11 protein-coding genes and 2 pseudogenes are annotated in these 16,363 nt (G+C 64.4%); 6 read left to right on the top strand and 7 right to left on the bottom strand.

Annotated features, from left to right (window positions below; all coding sequences use genetic code 11):
- Positions 1-61 precede the first annotated feature (61 nt).
- From ACFMO5_RS07685 to hpf, 6 genes and pseudogenes are all read left to right on the top strand, one after another.
- A complete protein-coding gene (locus ACFMO5_RS07685) occupies positions 62-1,471 on the top strand; it encodes a CpaF family protein (RefSeq protein WP_376792164.1) in 1,410 nt (469 codons plus the stop codon).
- 9 nt (positions 1,472-1,480) lie between these two features.
- Positions 1,481-2,449, top strand: coding sequence for a type II secretion system F family protein (locus ACFMO5_RS07680; protein WP_376792163.1), 969 nt, complete (start codon positions 1,481-1,483; stop codon positions 2,447-2,449).
- 4 nt (positions 2,450-2,453) lie between these two features.
- The gene (locus tag ACFMO5_RS07675) at positions 2,454-3,389 is read left to right on the top strand and encodes a type II secretion system F family protein (protein ID WP_376792162.1); all 936 of its coding nucleotides are present in this window, start codon (positions 2,454-2,456) and stop codon (positions 3,387-3,389) included.
- A gap of 4 nt (positions 3,390-3,393) precedes the next feature.
- Positions 3,394-3,630 (top strand): annotated as a pseudogene (locus ACFMO5_RS07670) (double zinc ribbon domain-containing protein); the annotation flags it as partial.
- Positions 3,631-3,666: 36 nt separating this feature from the next.
- Positions 3,667-4,170: a ComF family protein gene (locus ACFMO5_RS07665; RefSeq protein ID WP_376792166.1), complete on the top strand. Its 504-nt coding sequence runs from the start codon at positions 3,667-3,669 to the stop codon at positions 4,168-4,170.
- Positions 4,171-4,241: 71 nt separating this feature from the next.
- Entirely contained in the window at positions 4,242-4,781 is a 540-nt protein-coding gene (gene hpf / locus ACFMO5_RS07660; protein WP_376792161.1) for a ribosome hibernation-promoting factor, HPF/YfiA family, read from the top strand.
- A 95-nt stretch (positions 4,782-4,876) separates the two neighbouring features.
- On the opposite strand, the gene ACFMO5_RS07655 is transcribed toward hpf, so the two are convergent.
- From ACFMO5_RS07655 to glyA, 7 genes and pseudogenes are all read right to left on the bottom strand, one after another.
- A complete protein-coding gene (locus ACFMO5_RS07655; RefSeq protein ID WP_376792160.1) occupies positions 4,877-5,302 on the bottom strand; it encodes an SH3 domain-containing protein in 426 nt (141 codons plus the stop codon).
- Positions 5,303-5,304: 2 nt separating this feature from the next.
- The gene (locus ACFMO5_RS07650; protein ID WP_376792159.1) at positions 5,305-6,321 is read right to left on the bottom strand and encodes an MraY family glycosyltransferase; all 1,017 of its coding nucleotides are present in this window, start codon (positions 6,319-6,321) and stop codon (positions 5,305-5,307) included.
- Positions 6,322-6,351: 30 nt separating this feature from the next.
- A complete protein-coding gene (locus ACFMO5_RS07645; RefSeq protein WP_376792158.1) occupies positions 6,352-10,389 on the bottom strand; it encodes an N-acetylmuramoyl-L-alanine amidase in 4,038 nt (1,345 codons plus the stop codon).
- Between the two features lie 188 nt (positions 10,390-10,577).
- On the bottom strand, positions 10,578-11,729 hold the full coding sequence (fbp, locus tag ACFMO5_RS07640) for a fructose-1,6-bisphosphate aldolase/phosphatase (protein WP_376792157.1): 1,152 nt from the start codon (positions 11,727-11,729) through the stop codon (positions 10,578-10,580).
- A 194-nt stretch (positions 11,730-11,923) separates the two neighbouring features.
- Entirely contained in the window at positions 11,924-12,703 is a 780-nt protein-coding gene (locus ACFMO5_RS07635; protein WP_376792156.1) for a DUF4058 family protein, read from the bottom strand.
- Between the two features lie 14 nt (positions 12,704-12,717).
- Positions 12,718-14,403, bottom strand: a complete 1,686-nt coding sequence (gene gcvT, locus ACFMO5_RS07630) for a glycine cleavage system aminomethyltransferase GcvT (RefSeq protein ID WP_376792165.1) — start codon at positions 14,401-14,403, stop codon at positions 12,718-12,720.
- A gap of 87 nt (positions 14,404-14,490) precedes the next feature.
- Positions 14,491-15,891: pseudogene (glyA, locus tag ACFMO5_RS07625) on the bottom strand (serine hydroxymethyltransferase); the annotation flags it as partial.
- Between the last annotated feature and the right edge of the window lie 472 nt (positions 15,892-16,363).

Raw genomic sequence — 16,363 nt, 5'->3', positions numbered from 1 at the left:
CCCGCCCGGGGGGCTTCGCCGCACCGGGGAGGGAGAAAGAGCTTGCAAAGGAGGTGGGAAGATGTCCCTTTTAAGGCGAATTCAGGGTGGGCAACCATCGCCCTCGCCTTCTTCGAGCCCAGAGCCTACGCGCCCCGCATCGACCCCAGAGGCCTCGCCTCCATCCACCCGCCGTCCGCTTCCCACGACTGGGGGGATCCGGGACGCTTATGTGGATCTCAAGAACCGGATCCAGGCGAAGCTGCTATCGGAGCTGGAGCCTACGCTCGATTTCTCCCGCACCGATGAGCTACGGGCGATGATCGAGGAGAAGTTCGATGCTGTCCTGATGGAAGATCACATCGTCCTCAGCCGTCTGGAGCGGCAGCGGCTTTTCGAGCAGATCGTCGCGGAGATCCTGGGGTATGGGCCCCTGGAGCCGCTCCTTCGAGATGACACGATCACCGAGATCATGGTGAACGGTCCCAAGAAGGTCTACATTGAGCGCAACGGGAAAATCGAGCGGACGAATGTGGTCTTCGAGGACGATGAGCATCTCATGCGCATCATCGAGCGCATCGTCGCCCCCCTGGGCCGGCGGGTGGACGAGAGCATGCCGTATGTAGACGCGCGGCTGCCGGATGGCTCGCGTGTGAACATCGTGATCCCGCCGATCTCCCTGATCGGCCCCGTGGTGACCATCCGGAAGTTCTACCGGACGCCCCTGACGGTCGAGGACTTGATCCGTCTGGGCTCGGCCACGCCGGAGGTGATGGAGTTCCTCAAGGCCTGCGTCCAGGCGAAGATCAACATCGTGGTCTCCGGCGGAACCGGCTCCGGGAAGACGACGCTGCTCAACATCCTCTCCAGCTTCATCCCGGAGGGGGAGCGGATCATCACGATTGAGAACGCGGCCGAGCTCCAGCTCCGCCAGGAGCACGTGGTGACCCTGGAGACCCGACCGCCGAACATCGAGGGGAAGGGTGAGATCACCATGCGGGATCTGGTGATCAACGCCCTGCGGATGCGGCCCGATCGGATCATCGTGGGCGAGTGCCGCGGCGGGGAGGCCTTCGATATGCTCCAGGCGATGAACACCGGCCACGAGGGCTCGATGACCACGATCCACGCGAACAGCCCCCGCGATGCGCTGGCCCGTCTGGAGAACATGGTGCTGATGGCGGGCACCGACCTCCCTCATCGGGCGATCCGGGAACAGATCGCCATGGCCATCGATCTCATCGTCCAGACCGCGCGGATGCGCGACGGCTCGCGCAAGATCGTCTCGCTCACGGAGATCCAGGGTCTGGAAGGGGAAGTGATCACCACCACGGAACTGTTCAAGTTCGAACAGTATGGAATGGAAAACGGGCAGATCGTCGGCCGCCTCGTACCCACAGGCATCCGTCCGCGCTTCATAGATCGTCTGGAGGCGTCCGGCATCCGGCTGCCGCCTTCCATTTTCGGCATCGGGCAAAGCGGGCGAAGGTAGGAGGAAGCGATGGCCTGGCAGACCTACGTGCTGATCGGTGGGGGCCTCCTCATCCTCATCCTTCTGTTGTTGTACATCTTCGGGGGCGAGGAGGAGGAGGTCGCCGAACGGCTGGAGCGCTACGTGGCCCCTGCCCTGGGCCGTCAGGAGGAGGCGCGAACCCGTACGCCCGCGACCCGGCGTTCCATGCCCTTCAGCGAGACTTTGAACCGAGCCATCGCCGGACGCGGGTTCGCGGAGGATCTGCGGCTTCAGCTGGCGCGGGCCGATCTGAAGGTTACGCCAGCGGAGTTCCTGGCGATCCAGATCCTCACGGCGATCATCGGGTTCGTTCTCGCCCAATTGTTTTTCCAGTTCGTCCCTCTGGCCCTGCTGGGCCTGATCGTGGGCTTTTTTGCGCCGCGTCTCTACGTGGCCTGGCGGCAGCGACGTCGGCTCCAGGCTTTCAACACCCAGCTTGGCGACGCCATCAACCTGATGGTGAACGGGTTGCGGGCCGGCTACAGCGTCCTTCAGGCGATGGAGGCGGTTGCCCGCGAGCTGCCCCCGCCGATCTCCACGGAGTTCGATCGCGTGGTCAAGGAGCAACAGCTTGGCCTCTCTCTGGAGCAGGCCTTGCAAAATATGTTGCGCCGGGTGCACAGCGACGACCTGGAGATGATGGTCACCGCCATCCTGATCCAGCGCGAGGTGGGAGGGAACCTGGCGGAGATCCTGGACACCATCAGTTTCACGATCCGCGAACGGGTGCGGATTAAAGGGGAGATCCGCGTGTTAACCGCTCAGCAGATGATCAGCGGTTATGTGCTCATTTTCCTCCCCATCGGGCTGGGCCTCATCCTGTTCGGGATCAACCGCGAATATATGTTGAACTTCTTCAACAGCGGGATCCTGGGCTACTTTATGATCGCCTGCACGCTTGTGATGATGTTGATTGGCTACTTCGTGATCCAGCGGATCATTCGGATTGAGGTGTGATGGGATGCCGAGCCTGATCCTGATCTTGGGCGTGATCGTCCTGGGCGTGATCGCCCTGGCCCTAGTGGTTGGCCTGGGCGCCCCGCGGGAGGAGGAGGTGCTCCAAGCCCGTCTGGCGGAATTCGCTGCCCGCGATGTGCCCGTCACCCTGGAGGAGATCGAGCTCTCGATCCCCTTCACCCAGCGGGTGATCGTCCCGATCCTCCGTCAGATCGCCGAGTTCATCAGCCGCTTCACCCCGCAATCGATCCTGGAAGACACCCGCCGCCGACTGGAACTGGCCGGCAATCCAGTCCGCCTGGGGGCGGGGGAGTTCTTCGCGCTGCGGATCATCGCTGGCCTTGGCCTCTTTGGCATCGCCCACGTGCTGCTGTTGCGCGCCCCCGCGTTGCAGCGCTGGGGGCTGAGCCTGGCCATTGGGGGGCTTGGGTTTTACTATCCGATGCTGTGGCTCAACCAGCAGATCGCCCGGCGGAAGAAGGAGATCCTGAAAACGCTGCCGGACGCGTTGGACCTCTTGGTGATCTGTGTGGAGGCCGGCCTGGGCTTCGACGCCGCCATGCAGCGGGTCGCGGAACGCTGGAACAATGAGCTGGGGCGGGCCTTCGCGCGGGTGCTTCAGGAAATCGCCCTGGGGCGTTCCCGAAAGGACGCGCTGAGGGACATGGCAGCCCGGATAGATCTCCCGGAGATGACCACGTTCGTTGCCGCGATCATCCAGGCGGAACAACTCGGGGTGAGCATCGCCAAAGTGCTTCACATCCAGGCCGATCAGATGCGCCTGCGGCGTCGACAGCGGGCAGAGGAGCTGGCCCGACAGGCCCCCATCAAGATGCTCTTCCCCCTCGTCTTCCTGATCTTCCCAGCGATGTTCGTCGTGCTCCTCGGTCCGGCCCTGTTGATCGTCATCAAGCAGTTCGGCGGCGGCTTCCCCCCGTGAGCATATGATTCAACGCAAGACACCTTCCCAACAGGTGGGAACCCCTTTGCCCATGTTTCGCCTCCCCCAATGGATCGCCGGCCTTGCCGAGGAGATCTCGGATCTCCTTTTCCCTCCTCGTTGTGCCGGCTGCGGGCGCCCAGGGGTTGTATGGCGCTCGACATGTGCGGCAGACACACGCCCCCTCACGCCGTCGATCTGCTCCCTCTGCGGGATCCCCTGGGTGACGGGCGAGCGCTGTCCGCGCTGCCAGAAGGATCCTCTGCAACTGGAGGGAGTGCGATCCTGTTTCGTGCATCACGGGCCCATCCGACGGGCATTGCACCGGATGAAATTCCACGGACGGTATCGGATCGCCCAGGCGCTGGCCTCCCAGATGGCAGAGGGTTGGGCCCGCTTCGGGGTGGAGGCCGACCTGCTGATCCCGGTCCCGACCTCCAAGGCCCGACAGCAGCAGCGGGGATATAATCAAGCTGCGATGCTCGCGCACGCCCTCGCCGAACGCCTGGCCATCCCTTTCCATGCCTACGCGCTGCGCCGGGCGCGCGCGACTCGATCTCAGGAGGGCCTGGCCCGGAGCGCCCGTCGGGAGAATGTGCGGGGCGCTTTCTTAGGGGACCCCGCTGGGTACCAAGGGAAACGCGTCGTGGCGGTGGACGATGTATGCACCAGCATTGTCCCGCTGGAGGCGTGCGCGACCGCCCTCTACCAAGCAGGCGCCGCATCGGGGTGGGGATTCACGTTGGCGCGGGCGATCATGAGCAAGGCGCCCCATGAATGATTTGAGGGTCTTCTTGCCGCTCCAATCGGCTAAACTTCAGTTCGAATCCCAATCCATGCTGGAGGTTGGATATGGAATTGATTATCCGGGGACGGAATATTGAGGTGACGGAACGAATTGAAGCCTACGCCCGGAAGCGGATTGCGCGGCTGGAGCGGTTCCTCCCCACCATCTCACAGGCGGAGCTGGAGCTCGCCCAGGAGAACGCCCGAAGCCGGGATCAGCGTCAGATCGCCCAGCTCACGCTGCGAATGACCCCTGGTATCCTCCTGCGCGCGGAGGAGCGTCACGCGGATCTTCTGGCGGCGATCGATTTGGTCGTGGATAAGATGGAGCGGCGGATTGAGCGCTTCAAAGGACGACGGGAAGGACGGATCCGCCCTGAAGCGGCGGAAGCCTCCTCTATGGAGGAGACAAGGGGCTCTGCTGGCCGCATCGTGAAAATCAAGCGGTTCGAGGTCACGGCGATGACCCCCGAGGAAGCCATCGAGCAGATGGAGCTCCTCGGCCACGACTTCTTCATCTTCTACAACCCGGAGACCGCCAGCATCAACTTGGTTTACCGCCGGCGGGATGGGAATTACGGGTTGATCCAACCGGAGCTGGCGTAGCGTAAAATTTGGGGGGCTCTTGCGGACGGCCGATAGGGCAGAAGAGAAACGGATGGTGTTGCGTCGGCTTCGCCGCCACAACACCATCCGTTTCTTTACGGAGCTTCAGGCTCCGGAAGGCTCAGATAGGATTCCGCCACCCACCCCTCAATGGCTCCATCCTCCGTTCGAACCCGACGCCAGCGCAGGCCATCCGCATCCACCGATTCCGGGAAAACCCAAACAGAACTCCCCTCGGCCAGCACGGTGACGACGGCATAGAGCAGCCCGGGCCCTTCCCGAAGCCGCAAGCCTACCCCTCCGGTTCCCGTCACCACGGCCCGTTGCCCAACGGGCGTTGAGGTGGGGGTGGAAGAAGCCTCGGGCGTGAGACCTGGGACAGGAGAACGAGTGACCAGGATCACCTGGGCCGTCCCAGGAGGGGGAAGCTGACGGGCTGCGGGTCGAAGTTGGGCGAGCCCTATCAAAAGCCCCGCCAGAAGGAGCAAGCCGGCAGCCAGGCCGATCCAGGTTCTCTTCATCATCATGAGCTTCCCCAGAACGGGGGTCGCTCCAGGCGCCAGAGGGCCCAGAGCGCCATCCCGCCCACGATGCCGCCGATGAGATAACTCTCCACCGCCCCGGCCATGGCGATGAACAGCGCCAGGGCCCCTAGCGCCGCCTGGGCCAGATAGAGCGTGAGAACCGCCTCCCGATGGGTCATCCCGGCCCGCACCAGTCGATGGGAGAGATGATCTTTCCCCGGCGAAGTGAGCGGGTTCAGCCCCCGGCGCAGGCGCGAGAGGACCACCAACGTGGTGTCGAAGATCGGGATCCCCAGAACCAACACCGGAACCATCCAGGTGACGAAAGCGACGTTGTAGGGGAAGCGCAACTTGATCCCCAGCACGGCCATCAGAAAGCCGAGGAACATGCTCCCCGCATCCCCCATAAAAATCGAGGCCGGATTGAAGTTATAGCGCAGGAAGCCGATACATGCGCCCAACACGGCGGCCGAGAGAGCACCCACCAGATACTGGCCGTTTAAAGCCGCCAGAAGCAGGAAAAACGCCGCTGAGACGGCACCGATTCCCCCGGAAAGGCCGTCCATATTGTCGATCAAATTAAACGCATTGGTGATCCCTACCAGCCAGAGCAATGTGACGAGGACATTCAGAACCGGCCAGGGGAAGAGGGAGACCATCACCCCCATGGCCATCACAACCCCAGCGACGGCGATCTGGCCCATGAGTTTGATCAGCGGGCGCAGCCTCCAACGGTCATCCCAGATCCCTAAGAAGGAGATCGCTGTGGCTCCCACCAGAACCCCTGCCAGTTGAGGAAGGTTGTAGCGATCCTCGAGCACCAGCAGGGCGATCAGGACGGCCAGGTAAAGCGCCGCACCGCCCAGCAGCGGGATCGGGCGCGTATGGAGTTTACGCGGAGCGGGATGATCGACCATCCCGATCCGGAAAGCAACCGCGCGGGCCACCGGCGTCGCCAGGATCGCGATGACCATCGCGCTGAGCAAAATGAGCAGCCAAACCGTCTGCGCCCTCATGGGACCCCAATTCGGTAATCAGCAATAGGTTTAGCGACAAACCTGGAGGCTCACCCCATCGATCGCCGCAGCGCTGCCCAACCCGCTCCCATTATTGTAAACGCCAATGGTTAGCGTAACGATCTGCCCTACATAGGGCGTCAAATCCAGGGTGACCGCTCCCCACGTCCCAGTGTTCGCTTGATCCACTAACAGGGACACCCACTCATTGCGGGCGTTCCGCAAGCCGATGTAAAAACGATCCCCGCTTTCCCGAATCTCGGGGAGGCGCCATAAGTTGAGCGTCGCCTGACGCCCATCCAGGTTCACCCGCTGCCAGAGGGTCGCATAGGAAGCGGAGGTCGCCTGGAGATCGCCCAGACGGACGGCCCATTGGCCCTCATACACCGGGCTCTGAACCCGGGCGATAGGAGCATGTGGATTGAGGATCTCCCACGTCCCGGCCAGATCCATTTCGAACCCCCCGTTGCGCAACCGCTCTTCACACGCGGGTGGCGGCGGAGATCCCCCTTCGTTCGTTCCTCGCAGAACGAGCGGCAAGTAAACGGTGGAACCTCGAGCGCCCGGCGCGACATAGAACAGCACAGGGGGCGGCGTCCCGGAGAGGTTGCCGGCGGCGTCGAGCGCCGCCACCGTCCATTGATAGGCTCCCGGAGCCAGGTTGGCCATGAAGACGTTGGCGGTCACGGTGAAGCGGCTGCTGTTGAGGATCAACACATATCCGGCCGGGATCTCCGATCCGGTGGGCGCCCACTCGAGCCGAACGGGGGGCGTATAGGTGGCCGTCACGGTGGGGGTGATCAGCGTTGGCGCCCCTGGCGGCGTGCGGTCTAACGTAAAGGTCACAGCTGCCGGCGTAGGATCCACCGCCGTCCCCCGCACCGCTCGGGCCAGTACCCCATACGTCCCATCCGTCAGATCCGAAGGCGGGGTCCAGGACCAGGAGAGCTGCCCCGTTGCGGTCAGCCAGACCGGCCCTGCGTCCCACCCGGTCCCCGTCCACCACTGCTGATCCGCTGTTCGTTGCAGCGCCACCTGCACCCCAGTGATGTCCGCAGGGGAGGCCGTGCCAGCGATCACCGGGATCTGGTTGAGCAGCGCGTCCGGCGCGGGAGCGGTGATGGTGGTCTCGAGAGGCGCCCCACACGCCATCATTGAATTCAACAGCCGGGAGAGAAGCGCCGCCCGGGCGCTCATCGGCCAGGCGCTTTCCAAGGGGAAGCCGAAGACAACGACCTGCGGGCACGGCGCGCCGTAGAGGGTGGCCGCCCCCCGTCCATCCGGATACTGCATCAGGACCTGAGCTTCCCGCCCGGGAGCCAGCACATCCGGCGCGGTCACCCGATGGCTCCCCATCGTCCCATCGTCGAGGGTCAGCTCATCGATGCCATCCAGCAAGCCCCCTGGGGTCGGGCGGACGGTCCGGGCGCCCGCGTCGTCGGCGAGAAAGCCTGCCCGCAACAGATCGTTCAGAAAGCTTGGATCCCGCTGGCTGAGGTCCTGACCGACGTTCGAGCCGCTCAGGATCAGCCGACCCCCCTTGGTCAAGAAATCCCGCAACTGCGCCCGCGCCCCATCCTCCAAAGCTGGCTCTGAAAGCCCCTCCTCGCCCAGCAACCAGATCACCACCGGATAGGCCTGCAGGTTAACGGCCCCGATCGAGATCCCCTCATCCGTAGCTCCGTCAAACGGCAGCGAGAGCACGCGGCCCACCCCCGCGATGGCATCGAAGCCGTTCATTCGGGCGATCGGCATGCGCGTCACCACCCCGAGGCTTCCCCCGAGGCTCTCGGTGGGCCGCATGGCCGCGTCCAAACGATCGAAGCCGTCCACCATCAGCAAGCGCGGCGCGCCCCACGGCCCCACGCGCACTCCGACCACCGGGGTGGGGAAGGATTCGCCGCCCGCGTTCAGACCGGTCACACGGAAGAACAGCGTGGTGCCCCCCGGCAGGCCGGAGAGCGTATAGGATGTGCTGTTGACGACCACTCCATCACTCCAGGCAAAACCGTCGGTGCTAGTGTAGACCTTATAGGCCGTGGCGGGATGGCCCAGAAGCCTGCCGCCATCGCTGGGGGAGGGCTGCCATGAGAGCGTCACCTGGCCAGGCCCGGTCTGGCGGGCGACCGGCGCTTGGGGTGGCTCCGGAAGAAAGACCGGCGAGCGGCCATCCCGCTGGGCGTAGTAGCGCACGATCCCCTTGTAAATCGCGCGGGCCACCAGCAGCGCGAACCGGGGATCCCTCAGCGCGGCCGCGTCCTGTGGGTTGTCGTGGAAGGCAGCCTCCAGCAGGACGCCCGGCATCGTGGAGAGCAGGCGCAATTCCCCTAAGTTGGCCTGCTTCTTCCCCCGGTCGACCCAGTTCGGATCCCATCCCGCCCGGAGATCTTGGATCACCTGGGTGTGCACCGCGTCTTGGAGCTCCAGGCTCCCGGGAACGCGCTGGTAGTTCGGATCGCTGTTGTCGTAGACGTAGGATTCTGTCCCCCGCAGGGTCCCGTTATAGGCATTGGTGTGGAACGAGAAATACACCGGATCATCGAAGGGCTCCCGTTCCCACTCCGCATAGCGAGGACGGGCAGTCACATCATCGATTTGGTCCCCGCACGTGCTGTAGGTGGAACACTGGAAGGGATCGTAAACCGACGGAGGAGCTCCTTGGTATTTCGCCCAGTAGCGAGCCGCCTCCTCCCAGCGAGGCCGTCCGCTCGGCCCCGGGCTGGGGGGCGGCCCATCGCCGGTCACCGTCCCCATTCCCCCGCCGATCCGAACCGCATCCGCCACCACAACGCGGTTCAGGTTCTCCGGGCGATCGGTCCGGTTGGTGAGGATCACCCGGGCGGGCTGCCCGCCCCGGAAGGGAAAGGAGCCGAGATAGCGCCACGTGTAGCCGTGGCCCTGCTGGTTGATCCGAACCTCGCTGCGCCCCCCCGCGTGCTCAATCAGAAATTGCGCATCGGTGCTCCGATTGGAACCGCTGGTGTACCAGACGTAAACCGCATACGTGCCATCCCGTGACGGTGTCAGGGTCCAGATGGCCTGCGCGGTGACCGTGCCCAGGGCCGTCAGAGCCGTGCGGTAGGTGCCGCCGTTATAACCCGGGAGGGTTCCGGGGGACCAGGCCCCCTGCTCCTGATAGACTTGGGGGTTGTCGTTGTCAGCGATCCCCTCCCAAAGGTTCGCATCCCGCTCCCGAACCGGCCAGACATCCGCACCGGCATTGTAGAGATACTGAATCAGAAACTGGTTGACCACCTCCGCGTTGTTGAGGTCCTCCACGATCCCGTTGGTGTTCCCCCGCTGGGTCAGCCAGCGGCCGCCCGGGGCGTACCAATACCAACCGTGGCCAGCGCTGAGGTAGATGGCCTTCCCGCTGAGGAAGCCTTGAGCCTGGGGGCGGCTGTAAGCCGGAGGCTGGCCGGCGGCGCTCATCGGCGCCAGCGGCTCCCCGCTGGCCTTCGCCAGCTCCGCCGGCTTGTTCACCGGAGGAGGCTCCCGGAGAAACCATGAGAGCGCATAGAACCGGCCGTCCGCCGGATTCCGGGCCATCAGCTGCACGTTCTGGATCCCAAAGGGCTCCAGATGTCGCAGGAACAGATGGGCCGCCTGGTCGACCGTCCATGGGTTCAGGACCGGCTCCGCATCGCTTGCACGCTCCAGATAACGAGAGGGCAGCTCCAGGTAGAGGGTCAGCACGTTCCCCGACCACTGGAAGCTGGCCACCCGGGATCCGGCAGGCAGCGGGGACCACAGGCCGGAGGCCCGTTCCTCGGCGGTCGGCCCGGTGGCTAAGGCTTGAAGGCGCAGGGAGACGCGATCCGTGATGGTGGCAGCACCCTGGGGAAAGAAACGGGGGACACAACGAACCCGGCTATCCAGGGGATCTGTGTAAAAGCAGATCGAGGAAGCTTCCTCCTGGGGACGGGCAACGACGGCGATGCCCTGCCACGTCAACCCCAAGCTCAGCAGAATCAAGAACCCGATCCCCACGATCAGCGAGAGAAGAGTCCGCTGCCTCGCTGGCGAAAGCTCCCCAGGATGTCTGGACCTTTTCAAGGGGATCCCCATGGCCCGTGCCCTCTCTCCATCCCGCATCTGGTGTGGAATTGGACGGTTCTTAATGAGTGTAACCGGGCTGGGGGTAGAGGGCAAACAGGGATCCCGTGGGGTGTTCGGGGCATGCGAGCGAGATGAAATCCGTTGGGAGGTGGGGCGGGAATGACATGCCCCACCTCCCTTCGTTTTCTTCGCTAAAGCTAATCCGCCTCGGCCGCGCTGCCGTCCCCGCCCGCGATGGCAGGCTGGGGCTCTGGCAGGGGCTCCCAACGGCCCACCAGGCGTTCAGCGACCTCCGGAAGCGTCGTGTATTCCATCTCCTCCATCGGCAGGCGGTGAGGCTCGAAGGGGCCGTGGCGTCGGAAATGATCGGCGATCACATTGCACAGCCGCCGGGCCTCGTCGAAGGCCGGATCGTCGAACATATCCCGCGGGCCGACCAACCGGCCGTCGGCCAGTTGGAAGCCCAGGGCCACCACCCGGGGTGGGCCGTCGAAGCGGGTGCACTTGGCGTATTGGAGGGGGACCGGCATCAGCGGCCCGTAGTGGGAGCCGCGCATCCAGCCCTCCACAATATGGGGCATCGTGAAGGGTTCCAGGATCTCCCCTACTGCGGGGAAGATCCCCTGCGCCCGCACGATGCAGACCGGGTCGTCCTTCCCTACGTAATGGCCAGCGATCAGGGAGAGCCGTTCCGTTGAGGAGACCGCGGCGATCTCCCCCTTCTTGGTGTAGACCGCCTTGATCATATAACGCCCCGGCGCCCCGATGAAGACCAGCAGGTCATACATCTCCTCGGGGCAATTGAAGAAGATCCGCTTGTGGCCTTTGACATCGTGGACCTCGAAGCGGAAGCCGTCGTGCATGGCAGGGGAGATCACCAGGCCGGCGGTGTTAAAGGGATCGGCGAACATCCGGAAGAGCGGGAGGTTCCACGCCCCGGCCGAGGTTTTATCCGCCATAAAGACGATAATCGGCTCCGAGGGGCGCTCCACGAAGGACATCTCGGCCACCCCCGGCCCCATCCCCCGCACGTTCCCCGAGAAAGCGTCGGCGATCAGATCCTGCCCGGCTCCGTAGAGCTTCAGCTCCTTGGCCTTGGCGGTGCAGCGCTCGAAGGTCTCCCAGGCCAGGCCATGGACGATGGGGCTGTCGACGCCGTGGCGATGAGTCATGATCAGCTGGAGATCGTCGCCACACCAGGTCACATAATAATCGACGATCACGCCCCGACGCTGGGCGTCCTCCAAATGCTGACGGGCCATGGCCACCAGGTCCGTGTGGATCCCTGAATGGCCCACCATGCCGCCAATATCCGCTTTGATCACACTGATCGTGATCTCCTGGCTCATCGCGCACCCCCTATTCGTTTTAAAGAGTTACGCCACTGAGAACCGTGAGCAGAGGGGGAGAACCCCCTGTATCCCCTCCTCGCAGCCCATAAGGCTGCGAGGAGGGGGATGAAAGCGACTTTTGGGAGCTCCGCTCTTTATGGAGTTGGGGTCGTCTCCGATGGTCCCCACCCCGGATATACTCTGAGGCAGAGCTATCGCCGGAGGCCCTGCTCCCGCAGCAGCGCGTCGGCCCATTCCGAGAAGGGAGGCTCCAAAGGCGGAACGGGCTCCTCTTCATAATTCACCCGCAGATCGTAAGCCGCCCGTTCATAAATCGTTTGAAGCAGGCGCCCCAGATCCACCTCCGGCTCCTCATCCCCCGGCAGCAACGGCAACCGGAACACCGGGATCGGATCCCGAACGGTGAACACGTACAGCAGCGCCCGCGGCCGCTGCTCCCAGCGGCTGACCAAAATCCGATAGTGCCCATCCCGCCCGTCCCCCACCACCGGCATCGGCTCCCCCGCCCGCAATAGATCGATCTCCACCAGATGCGTTCGGCTGCCCAGCAGAAGCGTCCGTTTCTGCTCGTACAGCCGGCGGGCCTCCCCTGAGCGCTTGTTCGTCGGGGAGAGGATCTCCACCACCGTCACCACTTCCCCGGTGCCGGCAGCCCGCACCTCCAGATAGGTCTCCCGCACCGTCTCCGGAAGCGGCACCTCCACCACCCGGGCTTCAATAGCGGACGGGGAAGGCCTCCCCACCCCCGGGATCACCTCCGGAGCGCGTGCCACCACCACATCGCCCCGCGCCGGCCATCCAGCCCCCTCCGGCGTGATCAAGTAAATCCGTTCCTCGATCGCGACAATATAACGCGGGCGCAGCCGCGGGGCGAGCTCATCCCGCAGCGCCGCGATCAGGCTGTTATGCACATCCGTCCAAAGCGCCGGGTGCTCTAGATACGGGTCCATCCCTGGGAACGGGGAAGGCATGGCTTCCGATCCCTTTATCGGCTCATAAAGCGGCTCACCACCTCGGCCGGGATGGGGACGGTGAGACGATCGCCGACCTTGGGGCGCTCCGGCAGGGCCGCGCTCCCCACAACGATCCCGACGGGAGTTCCTTCCGCCTGATACCCTCGCTCGATCCAGGCCATGCCGGTGAGGAACCCCTCTGTGTCGAGGGCGCAGCTGGTCACATAGCCGATCACCCGCCCCCGGCGGTCTACCACCGCATCCCCCAACTTGGGCAACCGCACGCCTTTCTCAGAAATCCGGAAACGAACCACCTCCATGGTCCGCTTCGCTTCCCGGGCCATATACGCCTTCCGCCCGATAAAGAACGGCTTGTAGAGTTTCACGAAGGAAGCGAAGCCAGCGTCCCCCGGGGTGAGATCCAATGGGCCAGCGAGCTCATGGCCATAAAGCGGAAGCCCTGCCTCCGTTCGGGTGCTGTCGCGGGCCCCCAGGCCGCATGGCTTGAGGCCGAAGGGCTTTCCGGCATCCAAGAGGAGCTCGAAGAGCGCCGGCGCTCGATCCGGGTGAACGAAGAGCTCGTAGCCGATCCGCTCGCCGGTGTAGCCGGTGCGGGAGATGATCAGATCGAAGCCTCGGATCTCCGCCCGCATCACCTGGCCCCGCTGGAGAGAGGCCAGCTGGTCTTTGGCCCGGGTGTCCATCAGGCTCTGGAGGATCCTCAAGGCCTGCGGGCCCTGCAGGGCGAGGTCCACTCGGCAATCGTCCCCCCACCGGCGGTCCCGCAGATCCCGAAGGACGACTTCATCCGTGAGCGCGGCCCACGGCCGCTCCCGATCGATCTGCACCTCGCCCCGGGCCACCGCGTTCAGCCAGGCCCAATCGCGGTCGTTGTTGGCGGCGTTGACCACCAGCATGTAGCGATCGGGCGCCAAGGCATAGATGATGAGATCGTCCAGAACGTGCCCCTCGGGATCCAGGAAGTACGTATATTGGGACTCGCCGACCTTCAGGGCCATCACGTCATTGGTCGTCACCCGCTCGAGGAAAGCCCGAGCGCCGGGGCCGCTGACCTCCAGGACCCCCATATGGGAGACGTCGAAGAGGCCGGCGGCGGTGCGCACCGCCCGGTGCTCCTCGCTCACGCCGGTATACCAGACCGGCATCTCCCAGCCGGCGAAGGGGATCATCTTCGCACCCAGCTCGCGGTGCAGCTCATAGAGGGTCGTCCGCTTGAGGGGCGCGCCCTCTGGCTCCGAGTAGGAGAAAGCCGGCAACGGGCGGAGGTGATCGCGGTGCGCCTCATCGACCGCCCGGAAGCCGATGAAGAAGGGCTTGTGGGGCGCCACGGCCGCCGCTTCGCGCAGATCGGCCGGGAAGCGGGCCTGGGCTCGTGCGGAGGCCGCCCGTGGATCCTCCGCAGGAACCTCCCGCACCCGTAGCGGGCCGGGCAGCTTCGCCCAGATGTCCTCATCGAAGCGGACGTATCCATCCGAGAGATCCCGCAGCCAGGCGGCGACCCGACCGGCCCGCTCCTCCGGCACCACCAGCCGGAAGGCGTCAGGGCCGTCCCGGATCAGATAGGCGGGGCTCATGATCCGGCCGTCGGCTTCCATCACGAACGTGGGGGCGCCTTCGCCGACCTTCAGGCCGACGGCCCGCTGGGTCAGGGCAGCGTCCAGGAACTCCGCCGTCCGGTCCCCCCGGATCTCCAGCACCGCCTTCCCATCGGCGGCGGGGAGGCGGTCGGTGATGAACCAGTAATGGGGATAGCCGCTCCGGGGGAGCTCCACGTCAATACCGGCCCGGGCGGCAAGCTCCGCCACGCGCAGCTTGGCCTCCTCCAGGACATCAAACTCGACTTTGGTGCGATAGACCAAATCGCGTCCGACGTAGTAACGATGCGGCTTGCACGCCCACAGCACGTCAGCGATGATGTCCGCCAGGGCCTCCACCTCCGGCTCCCGGAACCCCCGCTGGGTGATCCATGGGGTCCCCAGGCGAATGCCGCTGGCCGCCCCCGCCCCGACATCCCCTGGGATCGTGTTGCGGTTCACCACAATGCCGGCCAGATCCAGCACCCGGGCCGCCGGATCGCCCATCAACGGCGTGCCATCCGGACCCCGGACCGATTTGCAGTCCACCAGGAGGAGATGGGTGTTCGTGCCGCCGTAGGGGATCCGCAGCCCGCGCTCCGCCAGGCGCCGGGCCATCGCCTGGGCGTTGCGGACGATCTGGTGCTGCAAGGCCCGGAACGTCTCCGTGCGGGCCAGCTTGAAGGCCACCGCCAAAGCCGCGAAGACGTTGACGTGCGGCCCGCCCTGCTCGCCGGGGAACACCGCCCGATCGATTTTCTTCGCGATGTCCGGGTCCGTCGTGAGGATGCATGCCCCCCGCGGGCCCATGATGGTCTTGTGGGTGGTGAAGGTGATCACGTGGGCATAGCCCAAGGGGGTGGGGTAAGCACCGGCGATCACCATCCCGGCCGTGTGGGCGATATCCGCCAGCAGATACGCCCCCACCTCATCGGCGATCTCCCGGAAGCGCTTCCAGTCGGGCGCCCACGGGTACGACGTGTAGCCGGCGATGATCATCTTCGGCCGGTGCTGCCGGGCGAGCTCCCGGATCTGATCGTAATCCAAGCGCTCCGTCTGGGGATCTACAGTGTACCAGACGATGCGGTAATGTTTGCCCGAGCGGTTGACGGGGGAACCATGGGTGAGGTGGCCGCCGTGAACCAGCGACATGCCCATCACGGTATCGCCCGGCTGGAGCAACGCCTCGTAGACCGCGTTGTTGGCTGGGGCGCCGGAGAGCGGCTGGACGTTGACGAAGATCCGCTCGGGGGGAATCTCGGGGGTCGCGAAGGCCTCTGCGCATCGCCGTCGGGCCAGCGCCTCCACAATGTCAGCGTATTCCACGCCCTTGTAATACCGCTGATCGCCATAGCGTCGGTAAAAGCCCAGTTGATCCTCGTAATCCAACAACTCCGCCTCGGTTTGGGTGCGGGTGCGTTCGTGGGGATAGCCTTCAGCGTAGATATTCTGGAACACCGAGGCCAGCGCTTCGCGGACGGCCGCCGGGGCGTAGGATTCCGAGGGGATGAGGATCAGCTTGCGGATCTGACGCTCATGCTCATAGCGGATCAGGGCGGCCACATCCGGATCCACTTCCGCCAGCGAACCCCGGAACAGGAAATCCGACATGGGCATCTCCCTTGCGCGATCTCGATTCGAGAAAATGATGAAACCGAGAGGAGATTCTGCCTTTATCTTACGCGAGGGACAGAAGGGGCGTCAAGGTCATGGAGCAAGCCACCGACCACTCGTGCGGACGCTGTTCTTGGTGGCCCACCCGCTGCGTTTCCTCCATCGGAACCGGACTTCGGACAAATTCATCCATTTCCTTTGCCCGAGGAATTCTGGGCATACGATTGAGAAGACAGGCACCCTACCCTGTTCTCACTTAATTCTCAAGAAGTCGAGCGGCTTGCTAGTCTAAAATTTGGGGAGTTGATAAGCCATGCCCCCCAAGAAGGTGATTGTTCAAAAATCGGCAGCACGGTGGCAAGATGGGATCGCCCTGCGGAGTCTCTGTTTTTCTTTTTCCCCTTTAGCCCAACACCATCGCCAGGTGGGCTCCACCTCGCTTCAAGTGATTTCCACACCAGGCCAGAAA

Source organism: Thermoflexus sp. (assembly GCF_042408365.1).
GTDB lineage: Bacteria > Chloroflexota > Anaerolineae > Thermoflexales > Thermoflexaceae > Thermoflexus.
The sequence above is the reverse complement of the archived record's forward strand: the minus strand, read 5'-3'. Positions and strand labels throughout refer to the sequence as shown.

What these genes read in the sequence shown, in the direction of transcription:
- ACFMO5_RS07685 (WP_376792164.1), top strand. Translation starts at nt 62, where the DNA reads ATGTCCCTTTTAAGGCGAATTCAGGGTGGGCAACCATCGCCCTCGCCT.
- ACFMO5_RS07680 (WP_376792163.1), top strand. Translation starts at nt 1,481, where the DNA reads ATGGCCTGGCAGACCTACGTGCTGATCGGTGGGGGCCTCCTCATCCTC.
- ACFMO5_RS07675 (WP_376792162.1), top strand. Translation starts at nt 2,454, where the DNA reads ATGCCGAGCCTGATCCTGATCTTGGGCGTGATCGTCCTGGGCGTGATC.
- hpf (WP_376792161.1), top strand. Translation starts at nt 4,242, where the DNA reads ATGGAATTGATTATCCGGGGACGGAATATTGAGGTGACGGAACGAATT.
- ACFMO5_RS07655 (WP_376792160.1), bottom strand. Translation starts at nt 5,302, where the DNA reads ATGAAGAGAACCTGGATCGGCCTGGCTGCCGGCTTGCTCCTTCTGGCG.
- ACFMO5_RS07650 (WP_376792159.1), bottom strand. Translation starts at nt 6,321, where the DNA reads ATGAGGGCGCAGACGGTTTGGCTGCTCATTTTGCTCAGCGCGATGGTC.
- ACFMO5_RS07645 (WP_376792158.1), bottom strand. Translation starts at nt 10,389, where the DNA reads ATGGGGATCCCCTTGAAAAGGTCCAGACATCCTGGGGAGCTTTCGCCA.
- fbp (WP_376792157.1), bottom strand. Translation starts at nt 11,729, where the DNA reads ATGAGCCAGGAGATCACGATCAGTGTGATCAAAGCGGATATTGGCGGC.
- ACFMO5_RS07635 (WP_376792156.1), bottom strand. Translation starts at nt 12,703, where the DNA reads ATGCCTTCCCCGTTCCCAGGGATGGACCCGTATCTAGAGCACCCGGCG.